Source organism: Gracilibacillus xinjiangensis (assembly GCF_042651765.1).
Lineage (GTDB): Bacteria > Bacillota > Bacilli > Bacillales > Amphibacillaceae > Gracilibacillus > Gracilibacillus xinjiangensis.
This window is the reverse complement of sequence record NZ_JBHSDT010000004.1, coordinates 101308-120934: the sequence shown is the minus strand read 5'-3', so window position 1 is coordinate 120934 and position 19627 is coordinate 101308. Positions and strand designations below refer to the sequence as shown.

At 36.4% G+C, this 19627-nt stretch carries 19 protein-coding genes; 5 read left to right on the top strand and 14 right to left on the bottom strand.

Features of this window, described 5'->3' with window-relative positions; genetic code table 11:
• Nucleotides 1–237: 237 nt before the first annotated feature.
• From ACFOY7_RS04900 to ACFOY7_RS04885, 4 genes are read right to left on the bottom strand one after another with little or no spacing between them, the layout of a single operon-like run.
• Nucleotides 238–1329 carry an MBL fold metallo-hydrolase gene (locus ACFOY7_RS04900; protein WP_390249966.1) on the bottom strand — a complete coding sequence of 364 codons (1092 nt, stop codon included), beginning with the start codon at nucleotides 1327–1329 and terminating at the stop codon, nucleotides 238–240.
• The gene (locus ACFOY7_RS04895; protein ID WP_390249964.1) at nucleotides 1326–2981 is read right to left on the bottom strand and encodes an ABC transporter permease; all 1656 of its coding nucleotides are present in this window, start codon (nucleotides 2979–2981) and stop codon (nucleotides 1326–1328) included. Before ACFOY7_RS04895 ends, ACFOY7_RS04900 begins: the two co-directional genes overlap by 4 nt.
• A gap of 48 nt (nucleotides 2982–3029) precedes the next feature.
• Nucleotides 3030–4046: an ABC transporter substrate-binding protein gene (locus ACFOY7_RS04890; RefSeq protein ID WP_390249962.1), complete on the bottom strand. Its 1017-nt coding sequence runs from the start codon at nucleotides 4044–4046 to the stop codon at nucleotides 3030–3032.
• Complete coding sequence (locus ACFOY7_RS04885) at nucleotides 4046–5017, bottom strand: ABC transporter ATP-binding protein (protein WP_390249960.1); 972 nt, start codon at nucleotides 5015–5017, stop codon at nucleotides 4046–4048. Before ACFOY7_RS04885 ends, ACFOY7_RS04890 begins: the two co-directional genes overlap by 1 nt.
• Nucleotides 5018–5153: 136 nt before the next feature.
• Between ACFOY7_RS04885 and ACFOY7_RS04880 the strand changes: the two genes are divergently transcribed.
• Nucleotides 5154–6050 (top strand): LysR family transcriptional regulator, encoded by an 897-nt coding sequence (locus ACFOY7_RS04880; RefSeq protein ID WP_390249958.1) that lies wholly within the window; start codon nucleotides 5154–5156, stop codon nucleotides 6048–6050.
• 348 nt (nucleotides 6051–6398) lie between these two features.
• Here the strand turns inward: ACFOY7_RS04880 and ACFOY7_RS04875 are convergent, their stop codons facing one another.
• Together ACFOY7_RS04875 and ACFOY7_RS04870 are read right to left on the bottom strand one after the other, a co-directional pair.
• Nucleotides 6399–6665 carry a small, acid-soluble spore protein, alpha/beta type gene (locus ACFOY7_RS04875; protein ID WP_390252045.1) on the bottom strand — a complete coding sequence of 89 codons (267 nt, stop codon included), beginning with the start codon at nucleotides 6663–6665 and terminating at the stop codon, nucleotides 6399–6401.
• Between the two features lie 288 nt (nucleotides 6666–6953).
• Entirely contained in the window at nucleotides 6954–7574 is a 621-nt protein-coding gene (locus tag ACFOY7_RS04870) for a LysE/ArgO family amino acid transporter (RefSeq protein ID WP_390249956.1), read from the bottom strand.
• A 121-nt stretch (nucleotides 7575–7695) separates the two neighbouring features.
• Between ACFOY7_RS04870 and pdxR the strand changes: the two genes are divergently transcribed.
• From pdxR to ACFOY7_RS04855, 3 genes are all read left to right on the top strand, one after another.
• Complete coding sequence (pdxR, locus tag ACFOY7_RS04865; protein WP_390249954.1) at nucleotides 7696–9150, top strand: MocR-like pyridoxine biosynthesis transcription factor PdxR; 1455 nt, start codon at nucleotides 7696–7698, stop codon at nucleotides 9148–9150.
• A 212-nt stretch (nucleotides 9151–9362) separates the two neighbouring features.
• Nucleotides 9363–9770, top strand: a complete 408-nt coding sequence (locus tag ACFOY7_RS04860; protein ID WP_390249952.1) for a MerR family transcriptional regulator — start codon at nucleotides 9363–9365, stop codon at nucleotides 9768–9770.
• Nucleotides 9771–9775: 5 nt separating this feature from the next.
• Nucleotides 9776–10042, top strand: a complete 267-nt coding sequence (locus ACFOY7_RS04855) for a hypothetical protein (RefSeq protein ID WP_390249950.1) — start codon at nucleotides 9776–9778, stop codon at nucleotides 10040–10042.
• 307 nt (nucleotides 10043–10349) lie between these two features.
• Here the strand turns inward: ACFOY7_RS04855 and ACFOY7_RS04850 are convergent, their stop codons facing one another.
• The gene (locus ACFOY7_RS04850; protein ID WP_390252044.1) at nucleotides 10350–10631 is read right to left on the bottom strand and encodes an isochorismatase family protein; all 282 of its coding nucleotides are present in this window, start codon (nucleotides 10629–10631) and stop codon (nucleotides 10350–10352) included.
• Nucleotides 10632–10839: 208 nt separating this feature from the next.
• Between ACFOY7_RS04850 and ACFOY7_RS04845 the strand changes: the two genes are divergently transcribed.
• Nucleotides 10840–11829, top strand: a complete 990-nt coding sequence (locus tag ACFOY7_RS04845; protein WP_390249948.1) for an aromatic acid exporter family protein — start codon at nucleotides 10840–10842, stop codon at nucleotides 11827–11829.
• Between the two features lie 390 nt (nucleotides 11830–12219).
• Here the strand turns inward: ACFOY7_RS04845 and ACFOY7_RS04840 are convergent, their stop codons facing one another.
• The 7 genes from ACFOY7_RS04840 to ACFOY7_RS04810 all read right to left on the bottom strand — a co-directional run bounded on the left by ACFOY7_RS04840 (nucleotide 12220) and on the right by ACFOY7_RS04810 (nucleotide 19580).
• Nucleotides 12220–12753, bottom strand: a complete 534-nt coding sequence (locus ACFOY7_RS04840) for a cysteine hydrolase family protein (protein WP_390249946.1) — start codon at nucleotides 12751–12753, stop codon at nucleotides 12220–12222.
• Nucleotides 12728–13366 (bottom strand): helix-turn-helix domain-containing protein, encoded by a 639-nt coding sequence (locus ACFOY7_RS04835; protein WP_390249944.1) that lies wholly within the window; start codon nucleotides 13364–13366, stop codon nucleotides 12728–12730. Before ACFOY7_RS04835 ends, ACFOY7_RS04840 begins: the two co-directional genes overlap by 26 nt.
• Nucleotides 13367–13546: 180 nt before the next feature.
• Nucleotides 13547–14380 (bottom strand): STAS domain-containing protein, encoded by an 834-nt coding sequence (locus ACFOY7_RS04830; RefSeq protein WP_390249942.1) that lies wholly within the window; start codon nucleotides 14378–14380, stop codon nucleotides 13547–13549.
• Between the two features lie 431 nt (nucleotides 14381–14811).
• Entirely contained in the window at nucleotides 14812–16260 is a 1449-nt protein-coding gene (locus ACFOY7_RS04825) for a carbon starvation CstA family protein (RefSeq protein ID WP_390249940.1), read from the bottom strand.
• A 610-nt stretch (nucleotides 16261–16870) separates the two neighbouring features.
• Nucleotides 16871–17779, bottom strand: coding sequence for a hypothetical protein (locus ACFOY7_RS04820; RefSeq protein WP_390249938.1), 909 nt, complete (start codon nucleotides 17777–17779; stop codon nucleotides 16871–16873).
• A 13-nt stretch (nucleotides 17780–17792) separates the two neighbouring features.
• Nucleotides 17793–19091 carry an AAA family ATPase gene (locus tag ACFOY7_RS04815; RefSeq protein ID WP_225002277.1) on the bottom strand — a complete coding sequence of 433 codons (1299 nt, stop codon included), beginning with the start codon at nucleotides 19089–19091 and terminating at the stop codon, nucleotides 17793–17795.
• Between the two features lie 150 nt (nucleotides 19092–19241).
• Complete coding sequence (locus ACFOY7_RS04810) at nucleotides 19242–19580, bottom strand: hypothetical protein (RefSeq protein WP_390249936.1); 339 nt, start codon at nucleotides 19578–19580, stop codon at nucleotides 19242–19244.
• Nucleotides 19581–19627: the final 47 nt, after the last annotated feature.

The window sequence follows — 19627 nt, the reverse complement described above, 5'->3', positions numbered from 1 at the left end:
AGGAATCTATCCTAAAGTAAATTTTTAAAAAAGAACGGAAGGCACAAAAAAAGAGGAAGATTCTACTCCACCTCTGTTCTACATGCATCCATTCAGGATAGCTATGCTAAATTACCTTTGTTAGTAATCTCTTAAGAAGCACTTTGTTTAGCAGGTTATTACTAAACTTATTACGTGGAAGCCCCCTCCATGGGAGCTTCCTGTAAATGATTTTCTCATTCTCTTCGCTAATTTTAACTATGTTTTTAATTCTTTACTATCATCTTTTTCAGCTAAAAGCATTGCTGAAATAATTTCCAAATCACTTTCTGTACTATGAAAAAAAATATATTTTTTAGCATCTATAGTATGCAAAAGCTTCTTCAAGTCAGAGCTATCAGGATGTGATTTGTAAAAAGGAGACTGCTCATTTATATAATCACCTGTATTCACTTCTTTAAAATCGCCAACATGACTCGTTAACAGATATATTCCCGCTGTCTTTGTTCCATCATATATTGATAGGCGATCACTTTTTAAAATCTCTTCCAATTCCCCTGCTTTTTCTTTACACATGTTATCCTGGGCGATTAGATATGCTTGGAGATGCTCCCATAATAAAGGATCGAGCAAAAAATTACCCTCTGGTATAGCTTTAAACAAGAAGTAAAAGAGATCACACGCTTTACCTGAAATCGTAATTGGAATTCGATACCTCACGGTTGGATCATTTAGTACTCGTAAGAGATTGGTTATACTTTTCTCATAAGGCATTGCGTGAGCAGCATGGCCACTATCCAGCAATGCCACATCATACGAAAGCGCAGGTGGTGTGTCTGTCACCAACAAGGGGGAGGACAAAGCGATATCTCCCGAATAAAACATAGTCTGCTTTCCTAATAACAGGCTATACCAGACGCTTCCGAGCATATGTCCGCTATAACCCCAAATGATAGATAAGTGGTTGGTAATAGGTATCTTTTTGCCCCTAGTACTGTTATCGAAAAAACAAAAACGCAAGGAATGAATAAGGTTAACTGGCCATTTCTTTTCCCATTGCGGGATAATGTTAGACAATTGATGATAGCTACCTTCACTCATCCAAACTTCTCCTGTAAAACCTTTCGCCGCTAAAAGTGGCAATGCGCCAATATGATCATTATGCACATGGGAGATAAAGACAGCTTGAAGAGATACCGCTATTTCCTCCGTAATATTTGGGTATACTTCTGGATTGCCGTTTCTTACACCACAGTCCAGCATAATTTTTGTTTTGTTTAGTTGGTCCGTTACGATAAAGCAATTGCGTCCATATTCTCCTATTCCTCCAAGGGCCTCAACCTGAATCATTCGTTTGTATAGGAAGCCTTTCGTTGCAGTAATTCAATTAGGAAAATACAAATCACCGTAAGCAGTACGGTAATGACCGCCATTGCCATCCCTTTTGAAACATCACCTTGTTCAAACTGACTATAAATATAGGTGGCACTCGTTTCAATAGCAGGAGGAAGAATAAGTAAGGAACCAACTAGTTCACGCATCGAGATAATAAAGGTCATCATCCAGCCTGCTAAAATTCCTTGTCCTAATAGCGGCAGCCATACTCTTATTACTATCATCCAGTAATTTTGAGCAAATACTGCATTTGATTGCTGTATGGATGGATGGAGCTGTGACAATGCTGACTTTGTATACTGCACGGAATATGGCAAGAACAGAACAATATATGTAACAATCGGCATCCAGTTCGTATTATAGATCGTTGCTGGCAGCCATCCTGCATTCCAAAATAAAATAAGACCAACGACAAAGACAATGCCAGGAATAATATTAGATAACAAACTCACAAAATCCAGTAACTGCTGGGGCTTCGTCTTAGCATCCCTGATATACAAGGCAGCGCTAAATCCAATTACTGCTGCCACCGTAGAGGCAATAAAAGCAAAGCTAATGCTATTTGTCAGGGCAGAAAAGCTTGATGAACCGACCGTAAAAAGTTCACTATAATGCTGAAATGTTAGATTAGCCAAACTCAATGCTTCCCCTCTTATTTTTAACAGGGACGTTGCAATAATTGAAAAGTAAGGGATACCGATCGAAAGAACTAAAATGATCAACACATAGCTACTAGAAACGAGACGAATAAGCAGCGACTCCTTCGTTTGACTGGAACTAGCTGATTTTCCTGAAAGGGTACCATACGCATATTTACGGCTAATCACATTTTGAAGATACCAGACGATCATACATACACTTAACAGTACAAGAGACAAACTGGTAGCGGCAGAAATGTTAATGGGCCAACGCGATAAATACGCATGAATTTCTGTCGTAAATACATCATATCCTATTCTTTTTCCAAAGGTGGCTGGTGTACCGAATTCGGCCAATGTTTTAATGAACACTAATAAAGCTGCCATCACATAGCTCGAAATCAACAAGGGCAGCACCACACGAATCCAGTTCCATACCGGATGGTTACCATAAATCATGGTTGCATCCTGGAATGAACCATCCATTCTTATTAAGGCGTTTTTCAGCATTAAGTAAAGAAAAGGATAAAGATGCATGCTCATGATAAAGACCATTCCTGCCACACTAAAAAATGTAAAAGGAGCTTCTGCACCAAATAGTTGCTGATAATAGCCATTATGCTGCATAAAGAGGATCCAACCCATAGAACCGATATATGGCGGTGTCATAAAAGGAATAATAAACACGATATCCAGCCAATCACTTTTGACAAGAAAGGTTTTCGTTCGAATAATCGCCAATGGCAATGCAATACATGTTGTTAAAGCAATAACATAAAGACCAAGTAACAGGGAATTTTGCATCGTTTGGATGATACTATTATTTTCTAAAACCAGGCGTACCGATTCAAATGACAAATTGCCATTTTCAAAAAAAGTGTAGCCGAGCACCGCCAGAAGGGGTGCTACAGCTAAAATGCTAAGTATTATAAATAAAACTGTAAAAGGGGCGTACCTGCGTACTATCATACGTTTTCCTCCATAAGTGTTGTCAATCCAAGAGCTGTGCTTATATCCTTAATCCATTGAATTAAAGGTATCTAATGTTTCGATTTGCTTTTGTTCGATATCTTCTAAATCCAACGGAAGTGTTGGAATATCACTTAAAGCAGCACGATTATTTAATGCAATCGATTCATTAGCAGGTAAAATATAGGCATCTGCGACTAATTGTTGTGCTGTATCAGATAATAAGAAGTCAATATATTTCTGAGCACTCTCTACATTTGCTGCGTCTGCAAGGATAGCGGCAGCACGAGGGCTAATTACTGTTCCGCTTTCCGGATAATAAATATCCACTGGCTCGCCACTATCTTTTGCTTTATACGCCATATAATCGACAGCGGACACCACCACATCATTATCACCTGTAATCACAGAGTTTAATGCTTCTTTGTTAGCTCCAGCAATCAACAAGTCATTGTCCATCCAGCTTTGGATTGTATCCCAGCCGTCCTCATTTGCATTTGTTAAGCCATAAAGAAAATCGACCGCTGATCCAGAAGAAGTTGGATCAGGCATAGCAACACGTCCTTTCCATTCAGGTTTACTGAATTCGTTCCAATCTGCATTCAGTGAGTCTATTTGATTGGTATTATAGGCAACACCCAAGGCAGCGGCACTGTAGCTATAATAAAACTTATCCGGATCGCTCCATTCAGGATTAACCAAGTCATCATTACTTGATTCATATGCTTGCAGTTTGCCTTCGGATTTTAAACCTTCCATCGATGGAACGGAAGCAAGTACAACCACGTCTGCTACAGGGTTATTTGCTTCGGCCTCTAAGCGAGAAAGGATTTTACCTGTTGTACTTTGGAACATTTCAATTTCAATGCCTGTTTCTTCTTCGAATGCCTCTTGGATATTCTCTGCCAAACCGCCAGGACCCGCTGAGTAGACAGTAAGGGTATTGCCGTCAGATGATAAGCTTTCCTCCGAACCAGATGCTTCATTAGACTGCGCTCCACACGCACTTAATAGTAATGCTGAAGTGACAATTCCTGCGATTGCTGTTTGTTTTAATTTTTTCATCAATATGCCTCCTGTTTGATTAAAGAATGAATGGTATTTTCTTTCATATAAAACGTAATGCTTGCTCCTTTTTCATGGGGATGCTGATCATAGAATTTCCAGATTTGACCATCCGTCTCTACGAAAATAACATAACGGTCCCCTTCATACATGCTCTTCTGAATTACTCCTGTTCTGTAGGTCGTATCGCTGTCTGGATAAAGATGTACATGCTCAGGACGAATCATCATCTCTTTGTCCTTTATCCAGTTGGTTTTGCCAATAAAGTTAGCTACGAATGGATTAGCTGGAGTATGATAGATTGTTTCAGGTGAGCCTGTTTGAACAACCTCTCCCGTATCCATAATAATCATGCTGTCTGACATGGCCATTGCTTCTGTTTGGTCATGGGTGACAAATATAGCTTGTGAACCGATAGACTGAACAATGGTCAAGATCTCTTCTCGCATTTCTTCCCGTAAGACTGCATCAAGAGCACTAAGCGCTTCATCAAATAGGATCAGTTTCGGATTAATCGCAATCGCACGAGCCAAGGCGACACGTTGTTGCTGCCCGCCTGATAATTCACCAGGTCTCATAGCAGCTTTCGTTTCAAGCTTGACCTTTTTTAAGGCTTCATGAACAATATTCGTTCGTTTTGCTTTTGAGACTTTTCCTCGAAGGCCAAATGCAACATTTTCAAAGACTGTCATGTGCGGCCATAACCCAAAGTCTTGAAATACCATCGCAATTTCTCGCTTATTCGGCTTTACATTGATGCCCTTTGTCTTAGAAAAGATTAACTGATCATCGAAGAAAATCTCACCAGCTGTAGGTTCTGTCAGTCCAGCTAGCATTTTTAATAGAGTCGTTTTGCCACAACCTGATTGTCCAAGAATCGTCACAAAGTTTTCTTCTATCGTTAAATCTATCGGCTTAACAGCTTGTACATTGCCATATTTCTTTTCAATGCCTTTTAAGCGAATGATCATACTATCCTCTCCTCCCTTATAAGTGTAGAGAAGAATTGTTTAGAGAATATTAACTAACTGTTAACAATAAATTAAAATAAATCTGATAAAATCGATAATTAGTTAGATAATATCTAAAATGCTTTAGGGGGATAAAGTGAATATACAAAAATTGCACGTATTTATGACATTAGTGAAAACAAGAAAAATGACCGACACGGCAAATAAACTTGGATTATCTACACCTACCGTTTCGTTTCATATTAAATCGTTGGAAGAAGATTATGGTATCAGACTGTTTCGCACCAATGCTGGAGGATACCGGCTAACAGATGGCGGAGAAATGCTCTATCACTATGCGAAACAATTAATTCAGATTAATCAAGCACTCGAAAAAAGTGTAGAAGATTATAAGAATGGCAAAAATGGCGCGATTAAGTTAGGCGCAAGTGGAGTACCCGCCCATCTTTTCATGCCAGAACTGATTCATCAGCTTGCAGAACGTTATCCCCGCATCAAAGTCTCACTTGATGTGAAAACAGCCCCTGAAATTGAAAAAAGGCTCCTGTCACAGGAGCTTGATTGTGGTTTAATCATGGAAACAGGCAATATAGAACCCGATCTTGTTTATGTGCCTATAACAAAGGACAAAATTGTTCTCGCCTTCAGTAGTCAAAACCACCCTTTTGCTTTGAAAGAGGCGATAGAAGAAGAAGATATATTCAATCAAACGCTTCTCGTACACAGACTATCCAGTTCAACAGGCCATTTCTCCAAAACATGGTTACAAGAGCAAAGATTACAAATGGAGATGATCCATCTTGATTCGGTTTCGACGATCATTAAAATGCTATCCTATGGGAAAGCAGTAGCATTAATTTCAAAACGATTAATAGAAAACGAGAAGCACTTAAATTATATAGAATTTCAAAATCAAGATTTAGAAAGACAAATATACTTTGTCTATCATCGTCATCTATGGGTAAGCAATCCCTTTCGATATTTCCAGGAACTTATTCAAAAATTGCAAAGGGAAGTGGACTTCTCAAAATGATATTATGACTAAAAGCGAGGATACTCAGCCAATTGATTCAATAATCTGATGAGGAAAACATACTGTTAAAATTAACGATCCCTTCCGCAGCTAATACGTATAAAGACTCGTGAAGAAGCTAATCCAAAACTAAAAAAAATGATGGATTAATCGCCAGCTTCTCCAGAACAATAAGTCCAGCTTTTTAAATGTGAAACAAACAGGGGCAGAATTTAATGTGGCACTTAAAGAAGCTGTTGATACTCCCCATGACGCTTCTTTGAATAATAAATTTTTAGAAGATATGTTAATGAAATGAGCAACCAAGGGGAAGATTGGCACAACTGTTGCCAATCTTCCCTGTTTAGTTTAGTGAGAATCTTTACGATTTTGTTCAAGCTGCTGTTGCCCCATCTTGACTAATTCCTTGACCATATTACCCCCCAGATGCCCACCTATTTTTCCAGCATCTTTCGCTTTTATATTCCCATTATATCCTTGATTAAGTGATACCTGTTGCTCTTTTGCTACTTCAAATTTTGCCTTCTGTGGATCTTCTGTATTAGCTATTTTTGCTTTTAATTGATCTAATCCTTCTCTAGCTTCCGGAACAAGAATTCTATTTTTATTGGCCATTTTATTCATATCCCTTTCTTCGAACATCTTCGTCATGATGATTCATTACTTCAGCACTTTTATTAATAGTATCCATAATCCTGTACCACATAACTTTTTTAGCTGCTTTTTCATTATCTTACGATTATTCTGCATACCTCCTTTATTATTATGTTTTACAATTAACTAGGATTTATGAACATTCATCAGGTGACACCACGTAGAAAAGCAGCTTAGAGGTAGTTTCTAAGCTGCAGTTGTACGCTTATACTCTTCACATCCCATTTGTGGCAGCACCTAACGTTTATGTTACTTCACTAATAAATACAGTTGATATCCCATATAAATAGCCATAATCCATATAATTATTGCGGAAACTTGATTCATACGTCCTAAAAACCTACCATTATTATCGATTTGACCGATCTTCCCTCCAATAACCGCTAAGAAAAAGAACCAGATCCAGGATATCATTATACAAGCCACGGTAAATACCCATTTCTCATATCCTGTATAAGCCAATGAACTCGTTCCGATAACTCCAATTGTATCCATAATAGCATGAGGATTAAGTAATGAGACTGATGCGGCAAAAGTAACCTGACGTCGTGCAGAAAAACGGTTTTGATCTGAGTAAGCATTTATTTCAGGTGTACTTTTCCACATAACCCATCCCATATAGGCTAAGAAAAAGAATCCTGCTAGAAATAAAAAAACCTTCAAGCCTTCCAAACTAAAAACAATCACGGACACCCCTGCCACAGCTAAATAAATCAGTATCGTATCACAAACCCCTGCGGTAATAATGGCAGGTAAAGCATTGGTGAATTTATGGTGTGTTGCTCCTTGATTAAATATAAAGACATTTTGAACCCCTAAAGGCAAGATTAATCCAAATGCCAATAACATTCCATGAAATAATGCTTCCACGATGACTCCTCCCTCTTCTTCTCTAGAATAGCGAAGGATGACCATTATGTCTCCAACCAATTGGATGGCAATCTATCCAACCATTTTGTTATAATTGAAAAAAATGGTTGGAGGTATCGGTATGTCCGAATTAGAATGGGAGCCGCAAAAAAATTCACCTGTTCCTTTACATCAGCAAATATATGATTTTATGAAAAAGAAAATAATAAACGGTGAATGGACAATTGGTACCAAAATACCGCCACAAAGAAATTTAGCTAAACGATTTCAAGTAAATCGCAGTACCATCGTCACTGCACTTGATGAACTGGCTGCCGATGGGCTAATAGAATCTAAGGTTGGCAGCGGTACTACGGTGATTAACAATACATGGAGCCTGCTTGCTTCCACTCCTCCTCCAGATTGGATAAGTTATGTAAAATCCGGTATTCATAAGCCAAATACATCGATCATCCAGGAAATTAATAAAGCTGAAGCAGACCCTGATATAATCAGGCTCGGAACTGGAGAACTATCTCCAGACCTGTTACCCAACAAAAAAATGGGGCAAATACTACAAACTGATAATGAACCGTCTTTATCGCTTGGGTACACGGAGCCTAAAGGAAGTCTATCTTTACGTAAAACGGTTAGTGCCTATTTAAGTACAAAAGGAATAAAAGCATCCCCTGAATCGATTTTAATTGTTTCCGGAGGACTGCAAGCACTGCAATTAATATCACTTGGATTATTAAATAGAGGCTCAACTATTCTGCATGAAACCCCCTCCTATTTGAACTCTGTACACGTATTCCAATCGGCCGGAATGAATTTGTTAGGTATACCAATGGACAAAGAAGGAATGAAATCTGATTCAATTGGACGTCTGAAGCGGCAACACCATGCGGCTTTGCTTTATACAATCCCTACTTTTCATAATCCAACAGGTACATTAATGTCTGAAAGAAGGAGAATGGAATTAGTAGAGGCCTGCCAAAAAGCATCTGTACCTATCATTGAGGATGATGTTTATGCGGATCTATGGTTTGATTGCCCTCCACCTAAGGCTTTGAAAGCCAATGACACACAAGGAAATGTTCTGTATATAGGAAGTGTTTCCAAAACATTAAGTCCCGGATTACGAATTGGCTGGGTCGTGGGACCAGAACCTGTTATGGAACGTTTGGCAGATATAAAGATGCAAACAGATTATGGCTCAAGCTCCTTATCACAGTATGCTGTAGACAAGTGGCTTAGCAGTGGGATGTATGGAGAGTTCTTAAAGGAAACAAAAGAGGAATTAAAATTCAGAAGAGACTTTACGATTCAAATTTTAAAGAAGTACTTTTCTGAGATCGCAACATGGAGCACCCCAAAAGGCGGTTTTTATATTTGGCTTCAAATACAAACAGATCTTCCCACCAGAAAACTATTTGAGGCAGCCCTTCGAGATGGAATTTTATTAAACCCGGGAAGTGTGTATGATCCTAATGATCATCAGCACCTTCGTATTTCCTATTCGTATGCTTCAATAGAGCAATTAGAAAAAGGGCTGATTCGTTTAGCACAACTTATTAAAAATTATTCAATAAAGTGAAATTTCATCGAGGAGACCGTCATAATGAAGTACGGTATTAACTTCGAACAACTCCAATTGGCGCAGCAACAAAAGTACTCTATAGATTGCTCAGGAGCCAAATGTGACAAAAGTTGAAAAATTATATATAAAAGGAACTTTTCACTTATTATTTTTCTTGACCCGGTACTATAGAAACGGGTGTACGATATTGTTGGGAGGAGATGACAGAATTGAAAAACCTAAAAATCAGCCAGGTGGCCAAAGCAGCAAACGTAAGTGTAGAAACGATAAAATATTATGAAAAAAGAGGACTTCTTTCCAAACCAGAAAGAAACCGTTCAGGGTATAGAATGTTTTCAGAATCAGCTGTAGATGATATATTACTCATCAAAAGAGCTCAAGAAATTGGCTTTACCTTAAAAGAAATCGAGCATATATTGGCACTAATTAAACAGGATGACTATTTTCCAACAGATAAAATGTATGAATTCTCTATGGAAAAAATTAATGAAATTAACGAGGAGATTTCTAGATTGGAATATTTCAAATCATTGTTAGAACTAGCAGTCTCACGGCCTAGCCAATCCTTCCCAAGGGATAAGCAAGATTGTCCTGTATTAAAAAAACTAAAAGGGTGATAATGATGAGCAAAACTATTGAAATTTTTACAGATAGCAATCAATTTTCAAGTGAACTCGAAAATAAAGTGAAAGACTATGCTTGCTCACGATGTTCTATTCACGTTTATGATGCTAGTAACCCCAATACCAAAAGTACGATGGAAGCAAAAGTAGCAGAATATGGAGTGACGTCTTTACCTGCAGTAACGATGGATGGAAAATTAATTCCATTAGAAAAATTAAAAAAGGGCAGTCTTTCCACTCTTGTTCAAAAATTTTTGCATAAATAGTCTTTATTGTTAGATAATCTCCCCAATTTGTTCCCTCCTCCCATGTATTTACATGGAATATAAATAATTCACTCTGATTATGGTGTTAAGATTACTATAGACAAAATTGACTTCAAACTTGTTGTTCAGTACCTATACACCCCGTTAGTGCATCAGAAGTAAGCGTTTTATTCCCCTAAAGATCTGTTAGAACCTCATCGTGCATTATTAATAGAATACCTCATTTACTTATGGTACGATCACCATGCTGTCTCTGATGGAAATTTTTAAGGGCCATCCTTTACGGGCGGCCCTTCGCTATTCGGTTCTAAGCTTTAAATACCACCTGATCCGATGGCAAAAGGGAAGCGAATTGCTGTAGCAAATGATGATGATGACGTATGATCTGTTCGGCTGTTAACTCATCTGAATCAAAGGTGCTCGTACAATCACTAGCCAACTCCACTTCATACCCGTAGGAATAAGCCCTTTTCACTGTTGTATCTACACAGTAATCTGTCTGAATACCGCATATCACCAACCCCTTGATCCCATTGTTAGACAGCAGCATATGAAGATCTGTTTCATGAAAGGAGTCTGCTTGCTCAATCTTAACGTTTCAATAGTTATTTTTGCGGATAAATAATGAAACATCACGAATGCCTTAATGGAATGATGTATTATAAACAAAAATTGAAACATAAGTGGCCGGATATGAAACGTTATTTTTCGACGAATTTTTTAATCTCTGCCATTTCGATTATAATAAAAGTACGTCTTTAATACATCTCATGGAAAGAGGAAAGGAAATAGAATATATGTTTAACATCATAGGTTACCGCACACTAAAAACTGCTGTAGGTGCTGCCCTTGCCATATTCATAGCAGAGCAGCTGCAGCTTGATTTTTATGTGTCAGCAGGAATTACCGCGATACTTTGTATTTCGGTGACAAAAAAAGACTCCCTAAAAGCTTCATGGCAGAGAATCGTTGCATGTGTTATTGGATTGGCTTTAGCGACAGTCATGTTCGAATTTCTCGGTTATCATGTTATCGTGCTATGTGCATTGCTGCTTTTATTTATTCCGATAGTCGTGTATGTAAAGGCAAAAAAAGGAATTGTGACAAGCACGGTATTCATGCTCCATCTCTACACACTGGAACAAGTTACACTCGATATTCTGCTCAATGAAATCTTGCTATTATTGATTGGGGTAGGAGCGGCACTTCTAATGAATACATATATGCCAAGCAATGAAAAACAAATGCGAAACAATCAACGAGAACTTGAGCAATGTTTTCAAAAGGTCTGGTATGAATATGCACGCTATTTACGGGGAAATATCACGGATTGGGGCGGGGAGGAGCTCATAACTGCTTCCAATAAAATTGATGACGGGCTTGCAAATGCACTGAAAGCGAGTGATAACCATTTATTTCGTCATGATGATTACTACTATCATTATTTTAAAATGAGAGAAAAACAGTTTGAGATTATGGAACGTATGCTGCCATTGATATCTACGCTTGATCACACAGTCGTGCAAAGTCAAAAAATAGCTGAATTTATGGAGGAGTTGAGTAAAGCCGTTCATCCGGGCAATACCGCCATCTTTTACTTAAAACAGCTGGATGAATTGACACAGGAATTTCGGGAAATGGAGCTTCCAAGTTCCCGGAAAGAGTTCGAAGTCCGATCTGCATTATTTCATTTATTGTATGAGATAGAAAATTATTTAACCATTAAGAAAAAATTTAAACCAGTTCCGGAACGAACCAACGGTGATAAAGGCTTTAGGAATATGTGAGCCTCTATCACCTAAGAGTTAAAAGTTTATGCTATCATTATGATTATCTTTTTTTGAAACCATAGGTGGTATGTTCAATCCTCGACAAGTATTAAAGTAGGTAATTATTCACCTTGCGATTCCATCATCGCAACTTAGAATACTTTTCAATAATTTCTATGAGATCAAACGACCGTTATGTTGACCTGTTTTTTACTTAAAAGTTAAGCTATCTTTTTCTTCTAATTATTTTTTTTAGTTACATAAACTTCTCTCTATTCTTGTTTAGCCTTTTTTTAGGGTTTTATTTCAAAGTATAGAACCGTCTTTACTTATGTATGGTTCACCACGCTGTCTCTAACGGCAAATTTTAAGGGCCATCCTTTGCGGGTGACCCTTTGATATGCGGATCTAAGCTTTAAATACCACCTGATCCGATGGCAAAAGGGAAGCGAATTGCTGTAGCAAATGATGATGATGACGTATGATCTGTTCGGCTGTTAACTCATCTGAATCAAAGGTGCTCGTACAATCGCTAGCCAACTCCACTTCATACCCATAGGAATAAGCTCTTTTCACTGTTGTATCTACACAGTAATCTGTCTGAATACCGCATATCACCAACCCCTTGACCCCATTGTTACACAGCAACATGTGAAGATCCGTTTCATGAAAGGAGTCTGCATGATACTTAATAATAAAGAAATCCTCTGGCGCAGGGGCAACCGGATCTACTATTTCCCATAATGGTTGATCAACCGACCGCGGCCCTGTCGTCTCCGTGTGCAAAACATAAAATATGGGCGATTGGGCTTGCCTAGCCCTATCAATTAGAAGTCTTGTATTCACGAGTAGTCTTTCCTCATGATAAAGGGCCTTGCCTCCATAATCTTTCCAAACAAAAGGCATTGTTTGCATATCAATGATCAGTAATGCCTTTTTCACCTTTTTGCCCCCTCCTTCCCTTAGATCTCCCCACATCGTACTGAAACAATCCATGCTGAGTGCAATGGAAATATAGGGTTCCCCCATACAGCTTAGGGAAGCGTGTGTCGGCATCTTGTTCCGGATATAATTTGATGATAAGAACTCTGTCAATCGATACATAAGCCAAAAAAGAGATATAGTGATCTTTGCTCATCTCATGCTTCAGAGTGACGTAATAATCATGCTCTACTTCTTCAACCGTTATATTATGTCCTTCGTTTATCGGATTGATCTGAAGCGGTTCTAGAATTCTATCACAGCAGGAAAGATTGATTCCGCCTGTACTTGTTATCACATTACCACAGCCCTTACATGAATACCATTTCATTCGCCCCATACTTCCACTGTCTTGATCATTCGGTCGTAACTCTCCCGACAATATTTTCTCAATATTCACACCTAGTATCTCGGATAAGCTGCTCAACAATGAAATATCCGGACACCCAATACCACGCTCCCACTTGGAAATCGCTTGCTCGCTCACATTCATAAGAAGCGCTAGATTTCGTTGGGTCATCTCTTTTTCTTTTCGAAGGCTTTGTATTAACCGCCCTACCTTTGCACTATCCAATAAATTCACCTCCAGTACTAGCGTATAATGCTATCCCCAATCTCACAATAAACGCACCGTTTAGTACAGAAATAGAAACAAAAATGAAAACACTGTCACCGATGAATGATAGTATCGTACTCTTTCATGGAATAGTGAAAGTAAAAGATATGGTAAAGAAGTGCTTGTTTTATTTAAGGACTAAATATTAACCACTTTAATTGCTTTCGATAAGGAGGAATTTATGCTGATGTCATGGAAGTTCAATCCTAATTGTATCGCTGTTTGTGCAACTTCCGGACGAATACCTGATAGATGAGTTTTAACACCGATAATTGATAATGCTTCTACTAAATGGAAAATCTGATGGGCAACCATAGTATCTATAACCACAACACCTGACAGGTCTAATAATAAATGATCGATATCTAAGTGAGCACAGTCTTCTAGAGTTTTTTCAAGTAATATTCTCGCTCTGTTCGTATCTATTTCACCAACTAAAGGTAACAAAGCAATATGGTTATCTAAAGCAATTACCGGGGTACTTAATTCAAAAATTAATTCTTGTTGAGCAACAAGTTTTCTTTCAGCATTTTGGTTATATTCTTTTGTATACCACTCAATTACTTTTCCCATCATATCCGTTATCAACTTATTTAGAGAGAATATTTCATCTAAAGAATACTGACTTTTATTTAATTTGAAGTACTCATTTAACAACTCTTGATATTGGAGTTGAGTTATATGAAATTCCCTTATAATCTCATGAATGGGAGTGTGTCCATGCGCTTCATCGTGTGCAATCTTTATAATCCAATTCTCTAAGTTATTCATAAATGTACTTCTATCACGCTGGAATACTTCTATAAATAATTGGTGAAATTCATGGTTCTGTTCTTTAATAGCAGCAATAGTATCTTTTTCATCAGAAGAGTATACACCTCTTGAACCTGTTTTATCTAATCTGTCATACCATTGTTCAGTTAGTTCCCTTGTTTTACTGCTAAAGAATTCATAGATATTATTTAACTCCATTTTAATGCCTCCCGAAAAACTGAATTAATTTTTCTACATATATTCTACACTATTTCTATAACAAAGAACATTTCGAGTTCTTCTAAATTATCTAATCGATAAGAAGTCGATTGTTTTCCAGTAATTCACTCTATTATTACATCATGAATGACGCTAATAACTTATACAGCAAAGAGGACATTGAATTTTCAATGCCCTCTTAACATGCCTTCATATTGAATTGAAACTAATATACCTTATGCCACTAACAATAGAAGAATGATAGATACATCTCAACTACTTTATTTTGTTTTAATATGGGTTAATACAAACAGAGTTATTTGGTAGAAAAGACTGCGAATTAACTCAGAATATATTCCAAAAGAAATGCCATCTTACCTTTATTTATGGCTCCACCTTTATATTTCTAAAGAGGATAGCAATACCCGTCACTACCCTGCTTTCAGCTTTGAATCTAAATAGTTGCTTGCTCTTTTATGTTTAATAAGTTGCCATACAAACCAAGCGAGTACAGCTACCCAAATTACCATTCCTAAAATTAGAGAAATACCATAGTCCAGGTCAAAGCCTTCCGGTGCATAGAAGAAATACGTACTTACTACTGCTGTCATGAACAAAGCCGGAATACTGCAAATCCAATGAAACTTGTTATTTTTCACTAGGTACATGGTTGCCGTCCATAACATCACCGCAGCTACAATCTGATTCGATCCTCCAACATAGCGCCAGAGGAAGCTATAATCAATCGTAGTTAGATATAGCGTTCCACCAGTCACAGGTATGGTAAGTAAAGCTAATTGCCCCTTCCCATTAAAATCTTTCTTCGTAAGTTGAGACAATACTTCCGCCAGCATCATTCTGGAGGAACGTAATGCCGTATCACCTGTGGTAATTGGGAGAACCACAATACCTAAAATGGCGATGAATCCGCCAAATGCACCTAACGTCGTTATACTAATTTCATTAACGACCCCAGCTGGACCTCCTGCATCCAGTGCTGTTTTTAATGCACCCGTACTACCAAAAAAGGTCATCCCTGCTGCTGCCCAAACCATAGCAATTACGCCTTCACCAATCATAGCTCCATAAAAAACTTTTCTACCTTCACTTTCTTTTTTTAAGGTACGAGCTAAGATGGGACTTTGCGTACTATGAAATCCAGAAATCGCCCCACAGGATATTGTGACCATTAATAACGGCCAAATGGGCAAATCTCCTGGGTGTAAATTACTTAATGTTAAATTTGGAATTGGATGATCAAAAAAGAAGAACATTCCAATACCAATTGATACAGCCATGAAAATTAAGATAGCTCCAAATATAGGATACACTCTTCCGATTATTTTATTAATTGGTAGAATCGCCGCAAGTATTAGATACGCAAAAATAATTACCAACCAAGTAGTAGTGTTAAGTGGCGTGATTTGCGTAAGTAACTGGGCAGGTGCTGCAGTAAATGCTGCTGCCACTAAGACCATTAATATGATCGAAACAATCGTTGTAATGAATTTCATTTTACCGCCCAGATATTTACCGACAAGTGTCGGAAACTGAGCTCCATTATGTCTAAGTGATATCATTCCAGAAAAGTAGTCATGTACTGCTCCAGCAAAGATACAACCGATAACAATCCATATAAATGCGACTGGACCATATAATGCGCCCATTATGGCACCAAATATCGGACCGGTTCCAGCGATATTCAATAGTTGAATTAAACTCGCTTTCCACCAACTCATTGGCATATAATCAAGACCATCATTGTTTGTATAAGCAGGCGTTGAATCCTGGTCATTAATGCCAAAAATTCGTTCAACCACCTTACCGTAAACAATGTAGCCCACAATTAACAATACAATAGATGCTATAAAAGTAACCACCGCTGAAACCTCCTTTTTTTCATAGTGAAATATAATAATATAGTGAACGGAAGGAAAAAGCAATGGTATTTTCTAAATTTTCAGACAATAAAAAAAGAGAACGAAAATCCTTATAATACTGAATTCTATATTAGTCTTCCACATTATAGCGATAGTTTTTGCTTTGGCTGAAGTCCTCTTGTCTCAGCCACACTCTTTATTATCGAAGCTCATTTATTTATGATACGGTTCACCGTAACATTGGATAGGGTAAACTAATAAAAAAGGGTAGAGTTAATAGCACTCTGCCCATAATAATTTTTTTAAGAATGCCATCATATTTTTATATTTCAACGAATAATATAGAAAAAACTCGTTTCATTACCGTCTTATTTGGTAATAATATATTTAATAAACTTTATTATTAGGGTGATTTAAATGCCTTTTGAAATTGGAAATCAAATTTTCGTAACAGGTTTACTCCCCTTCCATTCCACATACAAAGATGTTGCTTATAAGGAAGGAACGATAATTTCAATTGATTATTTTAGATCATATCCTATCACAGTTTATATTAATGGTAGGTATATTTCTTTACCTGATGATTGTGTTAAGTTAATATAATAAATCATTATGCAAGAAGCTTAAAGCGATCCTTTATATACTTTATCTCAGTTTCATCAATATAATTTGTAATTATATTGCTAACATGTCCATGCTGAAAGTTTCCTTTGACCTTCCACAAACACTTATGGTTTACACCAGTTAAACAAAAATTACATTTATTAATATCATTATTTTCACATGCGTCCTTTAATTGTTTAATCTTAGATGTTAAATACTTACTAAAAACATGTAGTATCCATTTTCCTTTTGCAATATATTTTAAATCACCATAGGTTATGCCTTTAGATATAGCAAATTCATCTAATTCATTTTTTTTTGCATATATTTTTTCTGATAATATCGGTTTATATCCTTCAGAGAAGATACTCCCTGCTTCATCACTATAACTTACTATACCTGTATATTCTCTTTCACATGAATTCTTAAGTGCTTCTAATGAAAAATAATACAAATCCACAAAATCCCTTTTATAAAGTTCATCCTCAATATAATTAATAGTTTTTACGTCTACATGTCGATTACTAACATATGTTAGATTTGGAATTAACTCTATTAAGTTCCTTTGTGTTATAAAGTGACTTTCAAATGAATAGAATTTAAGTATTAGTAAACCTAAATAATCAGGTATTTCATTTCTATAAAACCTAGCATCCCTATCTATAATACCCAAAATATATTTTTTATTTTCATCTCTCTCATCAAACTTTTGTTGTAAATCTTTTATACAATTAATTACTCCATCAGAACCTTCATTATAGCCTTCAATATTTTCAACTGCCTCTACAACTGCATCTTTTTCCATGTCAATAATTAATCTTTCATAGAATTGAATATCATCATGTCCTTCCACTATAATTACGGGTGTATCTGCCATTATAGCTTCAGTAATCCATTCTTCTAAATCATGTTTCATACTTTATGTATCCTCAATCTAACCTTACAAGGTAGTTTGTATTTTTTTTAGCTATAGAAGGACTATGAGATGCAACAATTATTTGAGAAGTTGGAGCCAGTCTATGTAACAAAGGCAATATTTCTCTCTGCCATTTAATATTTAGGGATAGTTCGGGTTCGTCAATTATTAAAAATTGTTTATTTGCTCCCTCAATAAGGAACATTGTTAAAAAAGTAAGAAGGTGCCTTTCTCCACTAGATAACTCATTTAAACTATGACTTCCAGATTCTAATTTAATATAAACCTCATCGTTTGTAATAACAATTTTCTTATTTTTAGATAAATGACTATTAAAGATATCTTCTAAGGTACTTATTGATTCTAAAATATATTCCTCTTCTTTTAGTTCATGTATCATTCTATACAGTAAATTGGAGAGAAGATCACTTTTAGAACAGTATTCCATTATTTCCTTTAGATCATTATTTTGTAATATGTTTAATAGTTCATTTCTAAGACCATTATCTGCAGCATTTGATAATGCCTCTAATAATTTGTCTTTGTTATTTGATAATTGATTGATAAAATCTCCTTCATTCATTAAGTATTCATAACCCCCACTATTAAATTCGGGGTTTATAGCAAAAGATAATGTGTCAAAAAGAGCTTTCTGAACTCTTTCGGACGAGATCCTTTTAGCTATTGTATATCTCCTGAATATAATCTCTTGAATTGTTTCAATGTTTATATTGTCTACCAATAAATGTTTCTTATCGAATTTTGCAATCTTTCTATCAAATAAATAACTTCTCTTATTTTGAATGTCTTGATTACGTAAATACCTATTCAAATCTCTAGAGAACTCTCTTGCTATCGCACTTTCCTTAAACACATCTCTATAATAATTGCTCCTTGATATAAACCTATAAACATCGTGATCATCTATACCTAGTCTACTAGGTATTCCTCTATTTACGCCAAATAGGATAGAGGAGGTTTCCGAGAGAGAGGAATTATCAAATTCTGACCAATTATATATTGATTTCCCTTCTTCTAGCTCATCACTGTCAAGAAATTCATGCTCAAGTGATATAGTTACAGAGTTACAGATATCTCCTTCAGTAAAATAAATAGTAATATTTTTTACCTTTTCTCTTAATAGCAGCTTCTCATCTTTTGATAATAAACCATGTAGGATTTTAAGGAGTGTTGTTTTGCCGCTACCATTATCTCCATAAATGACAGATATCATTTCGTTTGAAAAATCTAACTTTAATTCCCTTGATGAATCCTTAAATCCATTAATAATAATTTTTTTGAATTTAATCACGTTTAATTCTCCTTTCACCTATATTAACTCATTATAAATATCTTAAATTTTACTCAGGCACAAACACCTTCAATAAATTGAATGTGAACTTAATAAGCCTTTATCTAACACATTAGTTTATAGGTCTTTCTCTAACATACAATAAAATGTTTAACTTTTTGTAAATCGTTTTCTACCTATTATCTCATCATAAGCGTTGCTCCTTAGTTTAGCTTCCTCAATAATCTCGGTATCAAATCCCCATTGGTCTCCATAAACTCCAACAAGGTCTTCAAGAGTTAAAAGATTTGGATATTTTAATAATGCGTCGAATATTGCACTAAGAGCATCTTGGCTTTTCACTAAACTAGTACACACATTAATTAGTTCTTTATCATTTACGGATACTATTTGCATAAATCGGGTGGGATTGTATCCTATAGACTTATTATTCTTGACTACTTCTTGAACAGCATTTCTTAAACTATTAACCTCTGGTAATTTTTCCACTTCTATCCCTCCAAACCTTAATCACTTTCTTAATTTTGATATCCCAA